The sequence below is a fragment of the Paraburkholderia graminis C4D1M genome (genome assembly GCF_000172415.1).
GTDB classification, from domain to species: Bacteria; Pseudomonadota; Gammaproteobacteria; order Burkholderiales; family Burkholderiaceae; genus Paraburkholderia; species Paraburkholderia graminis.
In genome coordinates this window covers 1-21,114 of sequence record NZ_ABLD01000024.1, presented here as the reverse complement: position 1 = coordinate 21,114, position 21,114 = coordinate 1, and the positions used below count along the sequence as shown (strand labels likewise).

Here is a 21,114-nt window from a genome sequence, read left to right as displayed (position 1 = left end):
TCGAATACGCTCTGGTTCGCCACGACCGATTAACCCGCACGGCCATATTTGTCGTCGAACCGGACGATGTCGTCTTCGCCGAGATAGGCGCCGGACTGCACCTCGATGATCTGAAGCGGAACGCAACCTGGGTTCTCGAGACGATGCGTGACACCGAGTGGGATATACGTCGACTCGTTTTCGCCAAGCAGGAATTTTTCTTCTCCGCGTGTGACGAGCGCGGTGCCGCTCACCACAATCCAGTGCTCCGCGCGGTGATGATGCATCTGCAACGACAGGCGCGCGCCCGGCATTACCACGATGCGTTTAACCTGAAAGCGGTCGCCGTGATCGATCGAATCGTAAAAGCCCCACGGACGACGCACTTTGCGGTGCGCATCCGCTTCCGGCGAATTTTCGGCCTTGATGCGCGACACGAGTCCCTTGATGTCCTGCACATGCGAGCGGTCGGCCACCAGAACCGCGTCGTCCGTTTCGACGACGATCAGGTCGTTGGTGCCGACACATGCGACGAGCCGGCCGCCTTGCGAACGCGCATACGTTGCCGTCGCGCCTTCGAAAAGAACGCGTCCATTCGACGCGTTGCCGCACTCGTCCTTTTCCATTGCCTGCCACACGGCGTCCCATGAACCGAGGTCCGACCATCCCGCTTGCAGCGGCACGACGATCCCCGCGAATTGCGATTCGGGCTTGCCGAGATGTTCCATCACCGCGTAGTCGATCGAGTCCGACGGCGATTGCAGGAAGGCCTCGGCATCGGGAACGATGCAGCCGTCGTTGACTTTGGCGCCTTCGTAAGCGCGCACGCAGGCATCGTGAATTTGCGGCTGAAATTGCTTGATGACGGCAAGCCATACGGACGCACGCACGACGAACATGCCGCTATTCCACCAGTAATTGCCGGACTCGACATACTGCGCCGCAAGTTCGGGCGCCGGCTTTTCAACGAAACGTTCGATGCGGCGCGCGCCGTCGTTCAACGCAGCACCCAGGCGGATATAGCCGAAGCCCGTATCCGCGCCGGTGGGCGGAACGCCGAGCGTCGCGATTGCGCCTGCGTCGGCATGACGCGCAGCTATTTCGATTGCCTTATGAAGCGCATCGAGATCTGCAATAGCGTGGTCCGCGGGCATCGCGACGAGAATCACGTCGTTGCCGTCCGACGCTGCAGCCAGCGCAGCAAGCGTGAGTGCAGGAGCCGTATCGCGGCGGCCAGGTTCGACGACGACCCGTGCCTTCACGCCGCTTTCGCGCGCCTGCTCGCAGGTGCAAAGTAATGTTCGGCACCGCACACAATCACCGGTTCTGGAGCGACCGCCCAGAGAGGACTGAAGTTATTCATGCGTCCCATCGTGGCCTGCAACAGCGTCTGATCGCCGATCACGTCGATAAGCTGCTTCGGGAACTGCTCGCGTGATACGGGCCATAGACGCGTGCCTGAGCCGCCTGCGAGAATCACCTGTGCGAGCGTGGTGCATTCCTGCGACGCGGCGCTTTGCGTCTCGTTGTCGTTCTCGTGTGCGGTTGCAAAAACTTTATCCATTTTTATTGCTCCTGGACGGGCAAGCCAAAGCGCGATTAATCGCATAAGCGCCGACGAAATACGCTGCACGTCGGCACTGCTCCGGTCTCACGTGTGATCAATAACGGGGTGTGGGCATCAACGGGCTCGGCGAGCCGTTCTGTCCGCGCAAAGCTAGGGATGCGCACCGAAGTTCTCGCACCAGGCGAGCGTTAGCGGCACACATATCGGCGTGGCGCCAGAAAGCCGATGCCACTCAAGCATGACTCGATGTGATCCATCATAGTCACCTCACGCTGCACCACAGCAATGGTGGCGCGTTCAGTTGAGGTTTTGGCCAGCCTCGTCGCATTAGCCCGCACATCGGCCACTGTGGCCTTTCTTATGGCCGCTGTGTGTGCGGTAGCGCGTGGAAATCAGTGCCTAGACGTGGTACCTTCGCGAGTACCTTCATGACAGATGGGCAGTTCGTTCATCGAGACGTAGGACCCCGATTCCGTTCAGGTGCACCGCCATCGTGGTGCACCGCACCTCCAACCAGGTTGTCTTCGCACGTAATGGCACTGTCATTGCAAGCTATGCGCCATTTGTTTTCCGGGAGTCGCAATGGCTTACATTTCGCTACTTGCGCTGTTTCTAACGGTTACGAATTTCGTGCCTCTCAGCGCGGTCGGCTTCGTGCCGATCTTCGTGTACGCGTGGCGCTTTTACGGTCGCCGCTATCCGGCGTTCATTACGCCGCTCACCGCGCTGACGGTCGTGATCGTCGTCTCGACGCTGCTCTACGATCCTCAGTCTTTTGCCGAATTCGATTTCTATCGGCGCGACGGTAACTTCTTCATTTCGTATGCTCCCATTTTTGCCGGTTGCCTGTACGCGCATCGTCTCGATCTGAACAAAGTACTTCGCGCGTTTTTTATTTTCGCGGTCGGCATCAATATCCCGCCGTACGCGGTGTACATCGTCAGCACCGGACTCCTCGGCATCTTCACGAATCCGGACAAAAGCTTCGGCAGCTACTTCATCGCGCGCAATGCGGCGGGCGGATTCTTCGCCATGCTGTTCTGCCTCGGCGTGGGCTGCTACCTGCAAAAGCGCAGCAAACTGCTGCTCGGGCTACTCGCGATGAACGCACTGATGCTGTTCTCCACGTATAGCCGCGGTTCGCTGCTCGGCGCGGCTGCGGTACTGCCGTACCTTTATTTCGGCCGCAAGCGCTGGCTGCTGGCTGCGTTGATGGGCGTGCTCATAGCAGGTTCGCTTGCAATGGCGTTCTATCACACAGACGCCACCGTCGACTACATGGGCTACCCGTTCAGTATCCACAACCAGGATGCGAAGGTCGCCAATCTGAACATCCGGTATGAGTGGCTGTGGCCGCGCGCGCTCGCCTATTTCGAGCAAAGTCCGATCGTGGGTATGGGCTTCGGTTCTTTCGACGATCACATCGGCAATGTGACTTCATACTTTCACCTGTTCGGTGCGCCGTCGAACGTCCTCGTCGAACATAGCGATTCGCACGCCCACAACTCGTACCTCAATTTCCTCGCGGAAACCGGTGTCGTCGGTCTTTTCCTGCTGCTGAGCTTCTTCTGGAGACTCGTTGATTGGAGCAAGCATGGAGCGGCTGCGGGCGCGCTCGTGGGAGGCGGTCAGAACTTCGCCGCCTTCCGGTTCGTCGAGATCTCTTCTATTTGCCTGCTGGTCATGGCGGCAACGGAACATCGCCTCGTGTCGCCTTCCAATGTCCTGATCCTCTCGCTCGTGATCTCGCTACTGCTGGCCTCGCAATCGGCCAATGCAATCTCGGCGGAATTCAATCGGCGGAACTCGCTGATTCGCTCGCGCGTCTGATAGTACCTGCGCCCACTCCGGTACAGCGGGAACACAAAGATCCCGCTGTAGAGAACCCAACAACAACGAGAACCCTATGTGGACTGTATTCACTAACATAGGCGATGCGGCCGTCACGTTGCCCGTGGCCGCTGTTTGCGCCTGCTGGATCGCACTATTCGACGTCAAGCTGGCCTGCCGGTGGATCGCGATGCTCGCAGCCGGCGTCGCTATTGTCGGCGCGAGCAAGATCTTCTATGCGGGCTGGGGCATATCGTTTCCGGCGTCTGATTTCCGCGTGATTAGCGGCCACGCGATGCTCTCCACCTCCGTGTGGATGGTGGCCCTCGCATTGCAGCTCAGATGGTGGCGTCTGCCGGCGTTTCTGGGTATTGCGGCCGGTCTGGTTATCGGTGCGTTGACTGGCGTGTCGCGCCTGATGGACCTTTCGCATTCCGTACCCGAAGTCATTTCAGGCTGGATTCTGGGCGCAATCGTCGCGCTGCTCTTCTTGCGAAAGGCGCTTTCCGTGGAGTTCGAACGCCCACGGCCCGCATGGTCGGCGGCGAGCTTTCTGTGCGTCTGCGTGCTCGCCTATGGGCATCAGGCGCCGCTTCAGCGGCTCATTGAAACGCGGTCACCGCAAATACATAGCCATGCTCATTCGATCATGGCTCTCGCCGGCCGCGTCAAATACCGCATTCAGTCTTACGAGGGCATACTCGCAAGGTGACGCTCCTCTGCCGTGCGCTCGCGCACCAGGTAGGGGCGAAGCTGTTCGATCGAGCTGCGCAAAAGCCGTGCGTCGATAAAGTCCGTCAATGCCGTCTTGAAGTTCTCGGTTGAGAACCGCTCGGCATTCTGACGGCAATTCACCGGATCGAACAGAGAGGCATTGCGCTCGAAGCGTGTCACCGCTTCGAGCAATGACTCCGCCGTCTGCTCGCCGAAGAAGACACCTGTGGGCTGCTCCAGAGGCAAGCCGATAACCGACTCGAGCGCACCGCCCCTGCCGAAAGCAATCACCGGCGTGCCGCAAGCCTGCGCTTCCACGACCGAAATACCGAAGTCCTCTTCCGCCGCGAAAACGAATGCGCGGGCGCGTCGCAAATGATCGACGAGTACTTCGAGAGGCTGGTGACCGAGTATCGTCACGTTCGGCCCCGCAGTCGCTTTGATCCGCTTCATTTCCGGGCCGTCGCCGATCACGACCAGCCGGCGCTCGGGTGTCTGCGAGAAGGCCCTCACGATCAGGTCGATGCGCTTATAAGGCACCATCCGCGAGGCCGTCACGTAGAAGTTTTCTTTCTGCGTGCACATCACCATGTTGTCGAGATCGACAGGCGGATAGATAACCGTCGCGTCGCGCTGATAAGCCTTCTTGATCCGCCGCGCGATGAAGTGCGAATTCGCCAGCAGATGATCCACGCCATTCGCCGAACGCGAATCCCAGCCGCGAATGTAGTGCAGCAGCGCGCGCGCCATGATCGACTTCACGCCCTTGTTCAGATGCGATTCGCGCAAGTACTGATGCTGCAGATCCCACGCATAGCGGATCGGCGAATGCACATAGCTGATGTGAATCTGATTGGGTCCGGTCAGTACACCCTTGGCCACCGCGTGCGAACTCGAAATGACCAGATCGTACGCGGACAGGTCCAGTTGCTCGATCGCAATCGGCATCAACGGGAGATAAGCTCTGTAGCGCTTGCGCGCAAACGGCATCTTCTGAATGAACGACGTGTTGACGGGTTTCCCTTTCACGCAATCGCGATCTTCGAGAAAGTCGACAATCGAAAAGACGTCCGCTTTCGGAAAGCATTCGATAATGTTCTTCAAAACCTTCTCTGCGCCGCCCGAAACCACCAGCCAATCGTGAACAATAGCGACTTTCACTTCTCTCTCCTGTGAGATGACGCGCCGGACGCTTCACCGGCGGCAATCCGTTTCACTTGTCTTTGGCCGCGCTTGTCTGGGCTCTTACACCCCACGCCAGCCCCAGCATTCCAGCGGCGCGCCGCGCGCCCGGCACCAGTCCGATCAGTTCGAGACGGACCATGATGACCAGCAGGATCACGGCGAGCGTTGCTTCACCGAATACACGAGCCATGGCCATGCCCATTGCTCCAAAGCGCGGCGCAAGAATCAGTGCCGCGGCCAGGTTGGCGAGGCCGGAGGCGAGCCCGGCAAACGCGAGCAGCCGGTCTTTCTTGCGCGGAACGAATACGTAAAACGCGACGAATTCGTTGAACGCGACGAACGGGAACATCCATGCGAAACATTGAAGAATGCGTGCGGCAGGCTCGAACTCGGCGCCGAGAATCAACGGCAACAGGAACGGCGACAACGTCATTGCGCCGCAGAATACGAGCAGTCCATAACCGAGCAGAAGCGCCGCGCCACGGCGCGTGGTCGCGTGCGCGCCCTCTTTGTCGCCGTGTGCGAGCTGCCGCGAAATAGTCGGCACGAATACCTGCGATGCCGGCCCCATCAGGCTCAGTGCAATGGTGGCGAAACGCTCTGCCGCGCCGAAATAGCCGACCTGAGCCGGCGTCGACAAGAGCGTCAATAGATAGGTGGACGACGCCGTCAATACAACGGAGCCTGACGAGTAGCAAAAGAGCATCGTCGAGCTGCGAATGAGCGGCATCACGCCTTCCACTTTCAGTCGGGGCAGTCCCAATTGCGACGTGGTGATGCCATACGAAATGATCGACGACGCCACGCCGGCAACCAGCAGACTCGCCAGCACCCATACGGAATCCTCGGGCTTTCTCACGAGGCTCAGCACCAGAACGAGGCTCACGGCAAAGCCGAATACCTCGATCATGATCGGCGTGCGAAAACGCTGACGGCCCTGGAATAGCCAGCCGAGATTCATTGCCGACACGATGCCGAGCAGCGTGCCCAGCACGCCGATCAGCGGCCGCTCGGACAAGGTGGGCGAGCACATCGTCGCAATCAGACCGATGCTTCCGCCAATCACGGCGAGCATGAGCCGCGCGCTCACGTGAAGCGAATAGATTGCATTGCACTCCTTCGCCGAATGCGCTTTAGCGACTTCGCGCATGCCGACGAAGGTGAAGCCGTAGCTCACGAGCATCCAGATGACGTTCATGAGCGACATCGACGCGAGCACTCGCCCATACTCGGCGACGCCGAGAATTCTTCCGTAGAACGGCACCACGATGATGAGGTACACGTACCTCATCAGATATCCGCCGTAAACAAACGCAATGACGCTTGCGTTGTCTCGTCTTTCCATTCCGTTCTCCAAATGCCTGCTCCCGGGCTTAACGCTGCGCCATGCGCCGACGCGCAAGCGGGTTCGATATGTAGCGAACCACAAAGTCAGAAAGCGGCGAGTACGGCACGAGGCACAAGCCGGAAAGAACCACAGTTCCGAATTTCTTCTTCACACTCCAGAATGGATTGGCCAGGATCGCGTGGAAATAGCCCCGCGAATCGCGCATCATCCAGCGCCAGCGGTGCGCGAACGTCGCGCGATAGACGCTTGAGCAGAAGATCGCCTTCTCGTGGCCGAAATCATGAAACGTCGGCGACAACTCGATACCGAGACGCGACCGCGCGATGTTGCGCAGAATTGCCCAGCGCATACCCAACGCTTTGGGCGCCTTGGAAATCTGCTCGGAATTGGCGAACGACACCGTGCCGCCATCGGCGTTATGCACGCGATAGCCGCCGAGCGATTTGCGCAGCGTCGCGACCGGGCCGACCAGCGCAGCTCCGTAGATCGCGAAGAAGTCGGCGCCGTAGCGATTGATGCCCGGTGCGGGAACCGGAAAGACCTGCTTTAGCGCACTCACCCGATAAGCATTGCCCGAGGCGGGCGGCGACGGGTACAGCCAGCCCGCTTGCAACAGCTCTCCGCAATTGGGCGGCGGCTCGGTGTTCGGCACATAAGCGCCTGTCGTTGCGCCGTTTGCGTCCATCACGTCGAGCCTGAACTGCACCTTGGCCCACGCGCCGCTGGAGAAAAGCTCCATGACTTCCGATACGGCGCTCGGATACAGAATGTCGTCCGAATCGAGCAGGATCGCGTATTCCGTTTCGAGCGCGCTGATCGCATGGTTGTAGGCGGACACCTGGCCGCCGTTCTCCTGGAAGATCGCTGTGATGCGGCTGCCGTACTTCTCGATGATCGCGCGCGAGCCATCCGTCGAGCCGTCGTCGAGCACGACGACGCGCGTGCCGGGATAGTCCTGATTGAGCGCGGAGTCGATCGCGTCCGCTAAATAGCGTTCGTAGTTGTAGTTGCAGATGACAACTGTGACCTGGTTCATGGCATTCGACGCTGTCTGATGTTTCGGTGAATCGGAATGGCTACGCAAGGGAACGGACCGCGATATACGCAAGGTGGGTCGGCGGATCGTTTCCTGCACCGTTGACCCGATCGGGTACCTTGAAGCTCAATTGCAAACCGTCGTTACTCCAGGTGGTCGTCATCGCGTCCTGTGCACTTACTGTGCCCGTCAACGCATCTATGAACTCAACCTTTACTTCGCGCGACGCGGGTCGCTTGAGTCCCGCTACTGTCACCCTTCGCCAACCCGCCGACGCGCTCACCTGGAGCACGATGTCATTGCCCGAACGCAAGCCACTGCCCGAAGCGCCTGGACCAAATTGCAAAGGGTTCGACAAACTTGCCAGCGGCCCTGAAACAGTCTGATGAAGCACGATGAGGCTCCTGCCCGACACGTTGTAAGTACGTACCGGCGGCCCCCGATGAGTCAGACGGAATGGCTCATAGCCGTCCCAGTGATAGATCATCGAGACGTATTTGTTCGGATCGTCCCAGTTGTGATCGAGTGCCCATACCGCGAAGTCGAAGAAGTACTCTGGCAGGTAATGCGGGTCCTTCATATACGCATCGCCGATCTCGGTTTGCCAGATGCCTCTCGCCGGTCCGTTCTTCACATACCGCTGATACAGCTCGTCGAGATCGCGCACACCGAGGTAGTGAGTGTCGAGATAGTCGACCCAGTCCAGCATGCGTTCGTTCGATGCAGGACTTCTGTACTCGAGCCACTTACAGTAATTGGACAGACCGCCCTGATCGGGCCACCCCCCGTAGACGATATAGGCGTTGTACTTGCGGATAATGCGGGCAGCGGGCAGATGCACTCGCTCCACGTAATCCTGCATGGCACGCTCGTACGGCTTCTCGTGCTTGCCGTCCTTGCTGAAGGTCGGACCGTGCCAGAACGTCGCCTGCTGCGCGCCGCCAGACAACGTTCCGGCCGCCTCATTCCAGATCTGGAAGTAGCGCAGGTTGAACGGCGGAGCGGAGTACTTGCGCACGGCAGCCTCGACATAGCGCGTCCACGCGCCGACATCCATCGGCGCGGAATTGCTGTCGCCGGGAACAGTGGCGTTCCACGGCGCCGTATAGCCGAGCAACAGCAGCGACTTGATGCCGTTGCGATTGTTCAAGAGCAGCGCTGTCGGAAGATCGGCGTCGAATTGCGACCCCGTCTTGTCGACACGCATGGGTGCTCTCGGCGATTCCGGCTGCCCTGGGCCCACCGAATCGCGCCCCCATGTGATACCCATTTGACGCCACATTTCGACGTCGCGGCTTGCGCCTGCCCAGCCGTTCGCGCCGATCAGATCCGTGATCCTGCGACCGCCGCTGCTGCCCGTTTGCGGCGCGGCGCTTCCTGACGGCGATGTCTTGCCGTACGCGAGCGGTATCGCGGCGCCAAGGAGGCCCGCAATGGTTCGCAACGCCCGACGTCTGCCGGCACTCTTTCGAATGCGATACATTGGCCTGCCTACCGACATGCGTTAGCTCGCCGACGCGCGGGCCGGCACGCCCGACAACCGAACGCCCGCCTGCCCCTTGAGGATCTCGAGCACCGTCTGCGCCGTCACATCCCAGCGGAATTCGCGCGCACGCGCGAATCCCATTGTCTTGTAGCGTTGGCGGAGTGCGTCGTCGGTCATCATGAGCGAGATCTTTTTGGCAATATCGTCTGCGGACGTCGCGTCGCAATACAGCGCCGCATCTCCGCACACTTCGGGTATCGACGTCCGCGAAGAAGCGACGACCGGACATCCGCAGTACATGGCCTCGAGCGGCGGCAAGCCGAATCCTTCGTATAGCGACGGAAACACCAGACAGCCCGCGTTTTCATAGAGCGCCTTGAGTTCGCCGTCAGTCACGAAACCGGCCCACACCACTTTCTCGGACTGCGGCTTTTCCTCAGCCAGTTCGCTGTTGAAAATGCGCGCATTCTTTCCGCCGACCACGACGAACTTCACATGGTCGAGATGGCCGAGCTTCTCAATTGCTTCCAGCACGCGTTGCAGGTTCTTGCGCGGATCGAGACTCCCGACCACTACGCAATACGCGTCCTTGACGAGACTCAGGCGCTCCAATACCGCGGGCTCCGACGTCACGCGGTCGAGGTGATCCGCTGCGGGATGCACGACTGCGACTCGCGACTCATCGATTTTCAGGTGATGGCAAATACGCGATCGGGAGAACTTCGACACGGTCAGGATCGTTGGCGCCATGCGCGGCAACATGAAAAAGCACAGGCGATACCACAGCAAGAACTTCTTCGAGAATCCGCCAGGTACGTCGTACACCGCCATGTCGTGGACCATGACGACCTGGCGGCGCTTGAACAGCGGACTCATGTTGCACAGATTCAGAAGCGTGACACCTCTCGCGGCGATGGGCAGCGTGATCTGCTCCCATAGCGTGCCGCGCAGCCACGAAAAGCGCCGTTGCCATTTCAACAGCGCCCCCGGCTCTCTCGCATTGCGCGGGACGTAGATCTCGAGCTGCTCGCCTGCGGGAACCCGCATTTGCATCGCTCTCGTCAATTCATACGCGACTCTCTGAACACCCGTGACGGGTTGCGAAGTAAATTTCCCGTTAATTGCAAACGCCATCTGCTTCTCCGTTTTGCGAATTCATCGACGACAGTGGCAACTCGCTCACGTCCGGAGAGGTGCGCTGGTCGGATCGGCATCGCCGTAATCGCTGGCGTAGTTCGTCGCATATCCATAGGTGCGAGTACTGCGCCGAAGCGGAATGCCGTTGAACACAGCGCCTGCAATACGTCCCTCGGCGCGCTCCATCTTCTTGATCGTGTCTTCAATCTCTTCCTCGCTCTGCATGCCCGAGCGCAAAACCAGCAGCGATGCACCGGCTTCGCTTGCAATGATCGACGCGTCGGTGACTGCGAGGAACGGCGGCGTATCGAAGATCACCAGATCGAATTGCGCGCTGAGGCGTTCGAGTACTTCCTTGAAACGCGGCCTTGCGAGCAATGCAGCCGGGTTGTCCGGACGCGATCCGCATGAGAGGAACGACAAGCCTTCAATACCCGTATGACGAAGCGCATTGCGCAGCGGCATCCGGTCGGAAAGCACTTCGGAAAGTCCGCCACGATTGCTCTGATTGAAGAGCGATGCGAGATGACCGCGACGCATATCCGCATCGATAAGAAGAACGCGTGCGCCGATCTCTGCCTGCAAGGTCGCGATATTGGCCGCGACAAAGCTCTTTCCTGCCGACGGCGTCGGTCCAATCACCATCAGGATGTTGTTGCGTGCATGCGCCAGATCGCGCGCCAGCGAAGTGCGCACTGCTCGCAGCGCCTCGACGGAGTTATCGTTGGGGAAGCGTTCGGCCAGTACCCTGTTGCCGCCCGCCGCCACCTGTATTTCGGACGCACCGCCCGCCACCGGCTGCGGCAATCCGGCCCGCGCCGCGGCACCGGGCAATGATTTGGCGCCTGGACTGGTTCTGTCGAGCAACGACTGCTGCTGACTGAACAGGATCTCGCCGAACACCGGCACACTCATTCTGCGTTCGACATAACGCGGATCGGTAACGCCCGTCAGCACATGGCGGCGCATGAACACCAGCACGATGCCCGAGACGATGCCGAGTGCGAGACCGCCTGGCAGCACGAGAATCGGCTGAGGTTTCACCGGACGATGCGGCGTGATTGCCTGGTCGACGATATGCGCGCCGCCGGTAGTACTTGCGCGACGCACCTGCAATTGCTCGGCCTTTTGCACCATGCCCAGATAGATCGTCTCCGCGACTTTCTGCGCGCGCAGAAGATCGACGCTTTGGCGCTCCGAAGCGGGCATACCGTTGAAGTGGCCGCTGAAATTCGCTTTCGCGCTATTGAGCTGCGCGAGTTGCGTGTCGACGCTCTGCACCCAGCGGCTTTGCGGCGTATAGCGTTCGAGAAGCTGCGTGCGCTGCAATTGCAGCGTCGCAATCTGCCGGTCGATGTCGAGACCGCCTTGCAGGTAGGCTTGCGCCTCAGCCGTCGGCTGCATCGATTGCGAGTTGGCGCGGAATGACTTAAGCGCTTCTTCCGCCTTTCTCAGGTCGCCGAGCAGACGCGGAAGTTCTCCGTTGATGAACGCGAGCGTCGTCGTATCGTTGAGCTGGCGGCTCGCGATTGCCGTCGCCAGGTACTGTTGACCCAACGCATTGGCGACTTCCGCAGCCTTTGCCGCACTCTTGTCGGTGTACTCGATCTGCACAAGACCCGAGTCTTTCACTTTGTCGCCGACCTTGATGAGCGCGTCGAAACGCTTGATGGCGTCCACCGCGTTCCAGCGTACGACCGTGAACTCAGTGCCAGGCCGCGCGACCAGTGCATCGACGCGCATCGAAATGCCGTTGCTCGATACCGCTTTGCCGACCGTGCCCTGGAGGAATACCTGATCCTGCGGACCGCGCAACTCGTACGTGTTGTCGTCGCGGGCAACCAGCGTCATTTTTTCTTCTTCGAGATCTTTGGGAACGTCGAGCGCGCCGATCTTTACCTGCTCGCCTCCCCATGCGTATGACTTGAGTCCGAGCCAGGGCCGCGAGGGCTCGCCAGGCGTCGCGAACTTCTCCGCGATATCGCCGAGCAGCGGCAGCTTGCGCGGCGTCACCGAGACATCGAAACGGAAGCGCTGAATAACCGGTTCGAGCACCGAGCGGCTGCGGATCACGCCCATTTCCGTCACAGGAGACGGAGCTGGCGGAGGCATGTTCTCCTGATTCTGGAGTGCGAGGCCGAGTGCATTCGGTTCTGGCGGATCGACGCGAATGAGTACATCCGCGGAATAGATCGGCGACGCAATCAGCAAATAGGCGGCGGCCAGGCTGAAAACGACGACCGTTGTCAGCACGATCTCCCAGATATGGTCGCGCATGAGACGGAGCATGGCGCTCGCGCTAAGCTGTCCACGCTCTGTACTGGCAGTGCCAGGGAGCGAATTCAGAGGATAGTAGTCCACCGGTTTGATCCTTCCATGTTTGATGGGCACAGTAATGAGTCGACACCGCCTTGGCTGCACCAACGGTCCACAGTCCAGAGCCGTCTCCGGCAGGAATGCGTATGGCGTAGCGCGACGCGTGGTCGAAGCTACGTCATGGTCTTGCCAAGCCAAGTGGCTGTCCACCTGCTTGAACGATCAAAGGCTGCACCGCCAACAGCACGGCTCGCCCCGTCTCCAGACTTCGAATCCCCCAATCTCCGGACAACGGCTTTACGCCGCGCACCGCGTTTTATTTGGTTCTACAAATGGTTCGCTTGCTCAATGAAGCGCTGAGCGAATCGTCGAGTCGCCAATACGCAGTCCGGCCCCGGACTTGCGTGAGCGTTGCCTCGTCGTACTTCGTCAGTGCACGGCACTTCGGGACACGGCAATAACTACACCTCAATGGAACCATCCACGCCAAAAGGTGAAGATATTGCGCATTGCTGGCATTCCATAGCGCCTACCGCGGCAACCGCTATTTCTGCAGATGTTGCAGTGAAGCATAGCGCTCGTGCGAATGAGTGGATCATTAGCGGCATAAATTCGGGTGCTAATGGCCGATTCCGCCGAAGCGATTTCCGCGCAACACCCCATCCAGAAAGTGTTGTAGCTATGTGCAATGGATGTAACAGAGTGATACGCGTCAGCCAATTTTCTGTCACTAACATTTAGTGACACTTCAGAGGGTTGATCGCGGCATTCAATGCACGTTGCGCCCCGAGCGGCCTTGTCGGACGGGCTTCTCGGGCGAAAGAGCACTGCGACCCTTATTAGCGGCTTCTGAATTATGCGAAGCAAATCTTGCTGCTTTTCACTGCCTTTTGTATGGCTTTATTTAGCCAGGCAAGGTAACAATTTCCCCAATCATCACTATTGCGCCAAAACACCATCGATTACCGGCCAGGTTCGCAAGGGTGATTTGAGTACGTTAATCTCGTCACGTAGACAGTGATTCACCCTGTTTGGAGAACTAAGCGTGACAACTTCCACCGACTTTCTTTCGTCGTATCTTGATACGCACCGCAGCGGCCCAAGAGTGGCGACACGGAAACCTGCAAAGCACATTGGACTACTGGTGTCGCAGGAATGCTCGATGGCGACTGCTGGAGCAATCGGCGACGCGTTCCGGCTCGCAAACGAATTGTCTGAAGGCGCGACCGACGACTCACCCTATCGTCTTTCAGTACTTTCTGAAAGCGGCGGGCTCGTGACCAGTTCCTCCGGCATTTCGATCTGGACCCAAAGCATCGAGCGCAATCGGCTCGGTGACTTCCATGCATTGTTTGTCGCGTGCCGCGACGCTGCGCGGGCACTGGAGTCGAATGACCGCCTGCTCTCATGGATAGCGCGCCAAGGCTCTATTGCGTCGTTCGACATTCAGCAAGGCGCGAACCTGGTGGTCATTTGCAAGGACCCGTTGCATTCCACCGTGCCGATCTTCCTGTTCGACGATGCGCCGACCACGACCCGTCCCAACAGCGCGACGCCGACCGATCTTGCGCTCGCGCAAATCGAACGCGACCTGAGTACCGAAGTCGCGCGGAAGATCGCCGACACGCTGCAAACCACCTACGTCGAGTCGGACAAATTCGAACTGGACGATGCGAGCATTACGACGACAACGGAGAAGATCCGCGAGTCGGCGCGGTGGATCAAGGAGAACTACAGCAATCCTATTTCCGTCGCGAAAGCCGCGGAGTGCGCGGCAATGAGCAAGCGCAACTATCAGCGCCGGTTCAAGTTCGAGTTCGGCATGACGCCCCTCGAGTACTTGCTGCGCACACGCTTCGAAGTCGTCCGCGCAATGCTGCGCAATACCGATCTGCCCGTCGACAAGATCGCGCGGCGTTGTGGAATGGGCGACGGCAATCGTCTCGGCCGCCTTTTCAAGGAACGCTATGGAATGTCTCCCACGCAATTCCGCGCGCAGCAGCGCCTGGAAGTCGCGGAACGATGCGTGGCGATCGACGATTGACGATTGACGGCTAATGCCAGTGTGAGCGGGAGCCGCGCCACTCATATATAGAGCGATAGCGCGCCGTCCCCGCTGGCCCTGGCAGGCTACGCACGCCGATTGAGCGTCGAGCCGCTATTCAAAAGGGACCGGACAATGACAACAACGAAGTCTGTACAGTTCTCCAACCAGGCCGATATGCCGGAGGACACCGCGAGCCACCACTTGGCGCCGCGCAAGGAATCTCCGGCCAGAAGGCTAAAAGAAGCAGCCAAGTCGATGCTGCCGGCACCGATATTTCTGAGCCTGCTGCATCACAAGGAAATTGGCCGCTATCCGAACCTGCTGCGCCCCACTACGTTCAACGAAAAGATCCTGCAGAAAAGCCTGCGGCCCGACCCGTGGTTCGTCGAGCTGACCGACAAGCTGACGGTTCGCGAGTATGTTGCGAGGAAAATCGGCGAACAGCACGTCATACCGTTGCTGGCTACGCCCGACGTCTTCACGAAAGAAGTATTCGACGCGCTGCCTAATGCGTTCGTCATGAAGGCCAACCACGGCAGCAGTTACGTCGAGGTGGTCAGGGATAAATCGGCAACATCGTTCGAGAAGCTGCGGGATCTCGCGAACTACTGGCTGTCGCTCGATTTCTACAAGATCGCGCGCGAAAGACACTATCGGCAGATCAAGCCACGCATCTTCTTTGAGCAACTGCTGCTCGACGAGAGCGGCAAGATTCCTGCCGATTACAAACTGCACTGCTTTGGCGGAAGAAGCGGACGCCCGATCATCTACATTCTGGTGATTTCGGACAGATTTGGCGGGAATACGCGGGGCGACGTCTATGACGTCGACTGGAATCATCTCGACATAGCGATTGGCTACTACAAACGCAGCCCGATACCGGCGCCGCGCCCCGAGAATCTGGAGGCCATTCTGCACGCGGCCACGAGACTATGCGAAGACTTCGACTACGTTCGCGTCGATCTATACGCGCCGGATAACCGCGTTTATTTCGGTGAGCTAACTTTCACTCCGGGCGCGGGCGTTCTGCCTTTTACGCCAGACAAGATCGACTACGAGTGGGGGAAACTGGTGCCGCGGAGCTTCTGCCGCTGATATAAAACCTGGCCTCGCCCCACGAGGGAGGCGAGAACCAGGTTCATTGCAACAGCATCTTAGACGTCGTTCAGGTGTCCGCGTGGCCGGACGTGAAGCTGGTGAACGCGTTGTACGGTGCGTCGATTGCCTTACCGTCGACCATTATGCCGTACGTGTTGTTTCCGCTATCCAGAACGTAGTACATGACCGACTGGATGTTGTGGGTCTTTCGGGCATTGTAGAACGCGGCGAGTCTGTCCGAGATGTAAGTCCCGCGATAGCTCTCCGACTTCTCCGGCCCGGTGTTCCACTCGGTGACAATCAGCGGCACGCCGTAGCGGGCCTTGCAATACGTGGCCAAGTCGAAGCCCGGTCCCGCACCGTCGGTGCCGACGTTGAACAGGTCGCCGTATACTTCGTAGTTGTGCCACGTCGTGACATCCCAACGCACCGTCGGATGGCCACCGCTGCCGTCCGGCTGCCTGCCTTCCCATAGTGCATCCGAGGCGCCCACGTCCGCCACGCAGAAATTGATCCCGCACTTCGCGGACGGCTGCGCCGACTTCACGCCGTCGATCATGCCGCGCATGACACCGCGCATGATCGGCCAGTTCTGATTGTTGAAGTCGCTCGCCTTCGAACCCGCGTACGTGAAGTCCACCACGGTCGCGTCCTGTCGCGTCAACTCGTTGCCGCACTCGTAAATCGTCACGCCATACGGCTTCAACGCGTTAGCGACGGTTGCGCCGACCGAATAACCGCGATTGTAGGCAACGGATTCACTGCCCATCAGGCCGCCCGATTCATACACGCCCTGGTCGATCAGCACGAGTAGCGTAAGTCCCGCCGACTGAAACGCTTGCGCAAGCTTGACGACCGCATTCAGATCTTTCGGATCGTCGGTCACGCCAACGCGATAGCTCGTGCAATTCATTCCCTTCAGAATCGACACGACCTGTTCCGGCGTATACGTGTAGTCAGCGTGTCCGTTCATACCGTAGAAGCTGCCCGGAACGGGCGCCACGTCGATACGCGGGTCGCTGCAATGCAGCCATTTTTCGGGCACGTCATCCGCGTTCACATAGAACTGACCGCCGGTGCCGCAATGCCATATCTTGCCGCCATACCAGAGCACGAGCGACACGCTATACGTATTGCCGACCGTCGAGCCGTTGCGGTAAATCACGCCGTTGACGAGCGTCCATACGTCGCCGTAACCGTCAATGATCGAAGCGGCTCCCGGCATCACCGTACCGTTTGCCGAGGCGTTCGCGGCCGAGACTTTCGCCATTGGACTCGCGGAGGCCTTTGCTGTCGAACCCGTGCTGCCGTCGCCGGAGCCACCGCCGCCGCACGCGCTGAGAAGATAGCTGCCGGCCAGGGCCGTCAAGCCGCCGAGGAATTGTCGTCGTTTCACCATGTTTGTTTTTCCCACTGTCGAGAAAGTTCTCGATAAAAAATCAAAAGATGAGTTTGTGAAGTTCGGTAGAACCTGCGATTATTCAAAAAAACAATTGTTATTAATTCGTTGTGCTTATCTATGCACAATTGCATGCTGCGCCATCGGCACTTTGCATAAGTGCGATCACATTGCCGGAGACAACGTGGAATAAATCGGTTGGCGGTAGAAAAAGCTCCGCCCGTCGCGATGCGCTCGACGCCGCGATTCGTTAATGGACCACCTGGAAACGCCGCCTGCGAGACAGCTGTTACCGGTCACTCGCTCGGAAAGTTGTTCGCTTCTCCGTCGCGACCGGGGTAAATCGTACCCGGTAATGCTGGACAGGTCACACGGAAATCGGTGCTTTTGGGGCAAAAAGCAGGAATCTTTCCGAGAACTTCGCGTAACGCAAAAATTCCTGCTTTCAGATGATGATCGGAAGATTAGATGGACAGCGCGTTAGTGCATCCGACCCTAGGACAATTGTTCTCTTTTACATGGGCTTGCAGTAAGTCTTTCTTTCTAGCGCAGAAGTGGTGCACGCCATAGGAAAAATTAACCATCATCAGACGAAAGCCGATCTAACAACGCACGCCGCCTACGCAACGACGGATGGAATTTTCCGCATTCAATCGTCCGACGAAATTTCCTTTCTCGTGGTTAACGCTATTCGAGCGCATTCAAGCGGGGAGCGAGTCGTTGGCAACGGACAAAAAACCCAGCGTTCGCAAACCGGGCAACAAGCAAGGCTCTCACCAAGCGAGATTAAAACATCCCTCGCCAATAGAGATATAAGCACCTGACAGCATGCATTAATGGGTATTTGTCCTATTAGCAAACCCGCACACCGCATCAAGAACACGACAACTGCGTTTAGTGCGTCAACACACGTACGCGCCGATCGCGCCGCTATAGTGTTGAGTGCCGTGCGCTAATTCCCTCACACCGACCCTTGTTTCTCTTGCGCCGCGGCCATCTGCACACTACCTTCGTTGTACATACTCTGGTGACTATCGGATAGTGTCCGCGAATCGATCCTCCAAACATGTTCTTGCGCCTCTGTCGGCGCTTCTGTTCGGCGCTCTCGCCGGCTTTTCTTCTTGCGCACAGGCGCAGGAGTTCTCGCTACTGGCGGGTCCCCTTTTTAGTGCAGGCTCGAATACCTACTCGTGGAGCGCGACGTATCGCGAAGGTTTGGGGCGCTATGCGGCGTGGAGCTTTTCCTGGCTCAACGAGGGACACCTGCCCAACCATCATCGTGACGGACAGGCGCTGCAAGCCTGGGGACGTATGCCGCTATGGAACGATCGCCTCGAATTGTCGGCGGGCGCCGGGCCATACCGGTACTTCGACACCACCGCGGCAAGCGCCGGGGGCGATTATTCGAACACCCACGGCTGGGGCGTATTGGCTAGCCTGCGCGCCGCCTATTATTTCGACCGACGCTGGATTGCCCTCGCCCAACTGAATCATGTACATGCGTTCGGCGGTCCGAACACGACCGCGCTGCTATTCGGCGTCGGTTATCAGCTCGAGGCGTCCGGCGAGCCGGGCCCGCGTGAGCGACCGGTGCCGCGAAGCTCGAACGTGACCAACAACGAGCTAACGGTCATGTTCGGCAAAACGATCCTCAACAGCAACGAGTCAGAATCGGCGAGTGCGGGAAGCCTTGAATACCGGCGCGGCTTATGGCGCTATGTCGACGTGAGCGCGTCATATCTGCACGAAGGCGGCCACATTCAATCGCGGCGCGACGGCATCGCCGTGCAGTTGTGGGCAACGCGCGCATTCTTCGGCGACAGCCTCACGTTATCGGCGGGCGTTGGTCCTTATGTTGCGATCACGCAGACCGACAACCTTCCGCAAGACCGCACGGGCGACGGCCGCGTTTCCGCGCTCTTCGCCGTGTCGGCGAGCTATCGGTTCGGCTCGCGCTGGCTCGCCCGCGTGACGTGGAATCGCGTGGTCACCCGCTATAACCGCGATACGGATTTGATCGAGGGCGGCATCGGTGTGCGGTTTTGATCTCGCGCCATCGGGCACCGAGCACGCGCGAACGTAAGCGACGTCCGCTGCTAGCCGCGGCGTTGCTGCTGCGGCACCTGCCGGCTCGCCGGCAGATTCATCCGTCGATCGCGAACTAACTGCCACGGCCGCAACGCATACGCGAGCGAAGCAAAACCGCTCCACACATGCACCAGCCGCGTGAACGGGAAGATCAGAAACACCGTCATGCCGAGCACCATATGCGCCTTGAAAACCCAGCTCACGCCGTCGAGCAGTTGCACCGCGCCTGACCTGAACGTCACGATGTGCTGCGCCCAGCCGGCGAGCCTGAGCATCGTACTGCCATCAAGATGTTGCGCGGACAACGGAATCGTGCCGAGCCCCAAAACCAGTTGCACCCACAACAACACAAGCAGAACAATGTCGCTGGTCTTCGACGTCGCGCGAATACGCGGATCGCCGAGACGCCGGCGCAACAACAGCGTCACGCCGATCAGCGCGAGCAAGCCGGCAATTCCGCCGGAGACCATCGCGACGATCTGCTTCGTGCCCGCGCTGATGAACGGCTCGTACACGAAGTGCGGCGTCAACATGCCGAAGAAGTGCCCGAATAGCAGAAACAGCACGCCGACATGAAACAGATTACTGCCGCAGCGTAGCGTGCCTGAGCGCAGAAGCTGCGACGAATCGCTTTTCCACGTGTACTGCTCGCGGTCGTACCGCAGCAGGCTGCCGACAAGAAACACCGTAAAGCAGACATAGGGATAGATGCCGAAGAGGAGCGTGTCGATAGCGGTCATAGCAAGCCTTCCTTGGGCGCAGCGAAAGAAGTGGCGTCGCGCCGAACGAACTGAATGGTCCGAATATCGGGCGCGTAATGCGAAACCGTTGCCGGGCATCCGCCAAATGCGTCCGGCTCGCGCCATTCGTCGTCGATCGCAGGTTCGGCAGGCGCTCGCGCAGAGGCATCGGGCGGCTGCACCGGCTCGCCCGCGAGGTCCAGCGTCGCCGCCACCGCTGCGGCATACGGACTGTGCTGACACACGAGCGCCGCATGAATCGATTGCAACAGATGCGCCATCTCGGCCAGGAACTCGCGCGCCGTATGCTGCGGCTGCATCGCGGCGAATTCGAGAACGACCGGCAGGTAATCCGGCAATTCATCGGCGGTGAGAAACATGCCTTGTTGTGCGTACGTTTGTTGCAGATCGATCAGCGCGGGACCGCGCTCGCGCGAATCTCCGTGCACATGTTCGAATAGATGAAGCGATGTTCGGCGTCCGCGATCGAATGTGTCGACATATAGCGCTTCGGCGTCCAGCACATCGGCGTCTTGCAGAGTGTCGATCAGCGAGACGACGTCTTCACGGCTCTCGTCGGAAAGCGCCCGCTCTGATGACTGCAGCGCAACGCGCAGATCCGGCAAGGCCGCGCGCAGTTCAGCGCCGGGATAGTTCAGTAACGCCGCCAGCACGCGAGCGGCCACATGATGAGCGTCACTATTCATGTCGGCCCGTTTCATACCTGCTCCCTGATCGGAATGGTGCGTCTCTTCTCGCCGCCGAACAGGCTTGTCTCGCCAACGCCATCCGAACATCCGTTGCCGAATGAGAAGCCGCAACCGCCCTTCAGGTCATAAAGGTTCTCCGCGTATTCACGATGCGTGCCCGGCACCATAAAGCGGTCCTCATAACTTGCGAGCGCCATGACGCGGTACATGTCTTCCACTTCGTCGCGGCTCAAGCCGACCTGCTCGAGCACTGCCAGATTCTCGCAGCCGTCGACATGCTTGCCGCGCTGATACGTGCGCATTGCCAGCATTCGTTCGAGTGCGCGGATAACCGGCGCTTCGTCTCCGGCAGTCAGAAGATTGGCAAGATACTTGACCGGAATCCGCAGTTGCGTGACGTCGGGTATTTCGCCGTTCGCGCTTATATGGCCCTC

The 21,114-nt window shown here is 59.2% G+C and carries 14 protein-coding genes and 2 pseudogenes; 5 read left to right on the top strand and 11 right to left on the bottom strand.

Features of this window, described 5'->3' with window-relative positions:
* Positions 1-29 precede the first annotated feature (29 nt).
* Positions 30-1,543 (bottom strand): annotated as a pseudogene (locus BGRAMDRAFT_RS26875) (mannose-1-phosphate guanylyltransferase/mannose-6-phosphate isomerase).
* 585 nt (positions 1,544-2,128) lie between these two features.
* On the opposite strand from BGRAMDRAFT_RS26875, the gene BGRAMDRAFT_RS26870 reads away from it, so the two are divergent.
* Both BGRAMDRAFT_RS26870 and BGRAMDRAFT_RS26865 read left to right on the top strand, forming a co-directional pair.
* A complete protein-coding gene (locus tag BGRAMDRAFT_RS26870) occupies positions 2,129-3,376 on the top strand; it encodes an O-antigen ligase family protein (RefSeq protein ID WP_006052040.1) in 1,248 nt (415 codons plus the stop codon).
* A 76-nt stretch (positions 3,377-3,452) separates the two neighbouring features.
* Positions 3,453-4,088 (top strand): phosphatase PAP2 family protein, encoded by a 636-nt coding sequence (locus BGRAMDRAFT_RS26865; RefSeq protein WP_006052039.1) that lies wholly within the window; start codon positions 3,453-3,455, stop codon positions 4,086-4,088.
* On the opposite strand, the gene BGRAMDRAFT_RS26860 is transcribed toward BGRAMDRAFT_RS26865, so the two are convergent.
* From BGRAMDRAFT_RS26860 to BGRAMDRAFT_RS26835, 6 genes are read right to left on the bottom strand one after another with little or no spacing between them, the layout of a single operon-like run.
* Complete coding sequence (locus tag BGRAMDRAFT_RS26860) at positions 4,064-5,251, bottom strand: glycosyltransferase family 4 protein (RefSeq protein WP_006052038.1); 1,188 nt, start codon at positions 5,249-5,251, stop codon at positions 4,064-4,066. The genes BGRAMDRAFT_RS26865 and BGRAMDRAFT_RS26860 overlap by 25 nt on opposite strands.
* 52 nt (positions 5,252-5,303) lie before the next feature.
* Positions 5,304-6,620, bottom strand: a complete 1,317-nt coding sequence (locus tag BGRAMDRAFT_RS26855; RefSeq protein WP_006052037.1) for a lipopolysaccharide biosynthesis protein — start codon at positions 6,618-6,620, stop codon at positions 5,304-5,306.
* A 28-nt stretch (positions 6,621-6,648) separates the two neighbouring features.
* Positions 6,649-7,659 carry a glycosyltransferase family 2 protein gene (locus tag BGRAMDRAFT_RS26850; RefSeq protein ID WP_006052036.1) on the bottom strand — a complete coding sequence of 337 codons (1,011 nt, stop codon included), beginning with the start codon at positions 7,657-7,659 and terminating at the stop codon, positions 6,649-6,651.
* A 40-nt stretch (positions 7,660-7,699) separates the two neighbouring features.
* A complete protein-coding gene (locus BGRAMDRAFT_RS26845; protein WP_006052035.1) occupies positions 7,700-9,142 on the bottom strand; it encodes a hypothetical protein in 1,443 nt (480 codons plus the stop codon).
* 21 nt (positions 9,143-9,163) lie between these two features.
* The gene (locus BGRAMDRAFT_RS26840) at positions 9,164-10,279 is read right to left on the bottom strand and encodes a glycosyltransferase family 4 protein (protein WP_006052034.1); all 1,116 of its coding nucleotides are present in this window, start codon (positions 10,277-10,279) and stop codon (positions 9,164-9,166) included.
* A 45-nt stretch (positions 10,280-10,324) separates the two neighbouring features.
* Positions 10,325-12,571 carry a polysaccharide biosynthesis tyrosine autokinase gene (locus BGRAMDRAFT_RS26835; protein ID WP_035569443.1) on the bottom strand — a complete coding sequence of 749 codons (2,247 nt, stop codon included), beginning with the start codon at positions 12,569-12,571 and terminating at the stop codon, positions 10,325-10,327.
* A 1,189-nt stretch (positions 12,572-13,760) separates the two neighbouring features.
* On the opposite strand from BGRAMDRAFT_RS26835, the gene BGRAMDRAFT_RS26830 reads away from it, so the two are divergent.
* Positions 13,761-14,642: a GlxA family transcriptional regulator gene (locus tag BGRAMDRAFT_RS26830; RefSeq protein WP_006052032.1), complete on the top strand. Its 882-nt coding sequence runs from the start codon at positions 13,761-13,763 to the stop codon at positions 14,640-14,642.
* Positions 14,643-14,777: 135 nt separating this feature from the next.
* A complete protein-coding gene (locus BGRAMDRAFT_RS26825; protein ID WP_006052031.1) occupies positions 14,778-15,740 on the top strand; it encodes an ATP-grasp fold amidoligase family protein in 963 nt (320 codons plus the stop codon).
* A gap of 70 nt (positions 15,741-15,810) precedes the next feature.
* Here BGRAMDRAFT_RS26825 and BGRAMDRAFT_RS26820 read toward each other — a convergent pair whose 3' ends face one another.
* The gene (locus tag BGRAMDRAFT_RS26820; protein WP_006052030.1) at positions 15,811-17,142 is read right to left on the bottom strand and encodes a hypothetical protein; all 1,332 of its coding nucleotides are present in this window, start codon (positions 17,140-17,142) and stop codon (positions 15,811-15,813) included.
* A 1,041-nt stretch (positions 17,143-18,183) separates the two neighbouring features.
* On the opposite strand from BGRAMDRAFT_RS26820, the gene BGRAMDRAFT_RS26815 reads away from it, so the two are divergent.
* Positions 18,184-19,188: a hypothetical protein gene (locus BGRAMDRAFT_RS26815; RefSeq protein ID WP_006052029.1), complete on the top strand. Its 1,005-nt coding sequence runs from the start codon at positions 18,184-18,186 to the stop codon at positions 19,186-19,188.
* Between the two features lie 50 nt (positions 19,189-19,238).
* Here the strand turns inward: BGRAMDRAFT_RS26815 and narI are convergent, their stop codons facing one another.
* The 3 genes and pseudogenes from narI to narH form a co-directional block, all read right to left on the bottom strand.
* Complete coding sequence (gene narI, locus BGRAMDRAFT_RS26810; protein ID WP_006052028.1) at positions 19,239-19,970, bottom strand: respiratory nitrate reductase subunit gamma; 732 nt, start codon at positions 19,968-19,970, stop codon at positions 19,239-19,241.
* Complete coding sequence (gene narJ, locus BGRAMDRAFT_RS26805) at positions 19,967-20,677, bottom strand: nitrate reductase molybdenum cofactor assembly chaperone (RefSeq protein WP_044021899.1); 711 nt, start codon at positions 20,675-20,677, stop codon at positions 19,967-19,969. Before narJ ends, narI begins: the two co-directional genes overlap by 4 nt.
* 11 nt (positions 20,678-20,688) lie before the next feature.
* Positions 20,689-21,114 (bottom strand): annotated as a pseudogene (gene narH, locus BGRAMDRAFT_RS26800) (nitrate reductase subunit beta); the annotation flags it as partial.

Coding starts and splice junctions, on each gene's coding strand:
- BGRAMDRAFT_RS26865 (WP_006052039.1), top strand. CDS start 3,453: ATGTGGACTGTATTCACTAACATAGGCGATGCGGCCGTCACGTTGCCC.
- narI (WP_006052028.1), bottom strand. CDS start 19,970: ATGACCGCTATCGACACGCTCCTCTTCGGCATCTATCCCTATGTCTGC.
- BGRAMDRAFT_RS26825 (WP_006052031.1), top strand. CDS start 14,778: ATGACAACAACGAAGTCTGTACAGTTCTCCAACCAGGCCGATATGCCG.
- BGRAMDRAFT_RS26820 (WP_006052030.1), bottom strand. CDS start 17,142: ATGGTGAAACGACGACAATTCCTCGGCGGCTTGACGGCCCTGGCCGGC.
- BGRAMDRAFT_RS26845 (WP_006052035.1), bottom strand. CDS start 9,142: ATGTATCGCATTCGAAAGAGTGCCGGCAGACGTCGGGCGTTGCGAACC.
- BGRAMDRAFT_RS26855 (WP_006052037.1), bottom strand. CDS start 6,620: ATGGAAAGACGAGACAACGCAAGCGTCATTGCGTTTGTTTACGGCGGA.
- BGRAMDRAFT_RS26870 (WP_006052040.1), top strand. CDS start 2,129: ATGGCTTACATTTCGCTACTTGCGCTGTTTCTAACGGTTACGAATTTC.
- BGRAMDRAFT_RS26835 (WP_035569443.1), bottom strand. CDS start 12,571: ATGCTCCGTCTCATGCGCGACCATATCTGGGAGATCGTGCTGACAACG.
- narJ (WP_044021899.1), bottom strand. CDS start 20,677: ATGAATAGTGACGCTCATCATGTGGCCGCTCGCGTGCTGGCGGCGTTA.
- BGRAMDRAFT_RS26850 (WP_006052036.1), bottom strand. CDS start 7,659: ATGAACCAGGTCACAGTTGTCATCTGCAACTACAACTACGAACGCTAT.
- BGRAMDRAFT_RS26830 (WP_006052032.1), top strand. CDS start 13,761: ATGGCGACTGCTGGAGCAATCGGCGACGCGTTCCGGCTCGCAAACGAA.
- BGRAMDRAFT_RS26840 (WP_006052034.1), bottom strand. CDS start 10,279: ATGGCGTTTGCAATTAACGGGAAATTTACTTCGCAACCCGTCACGGGT.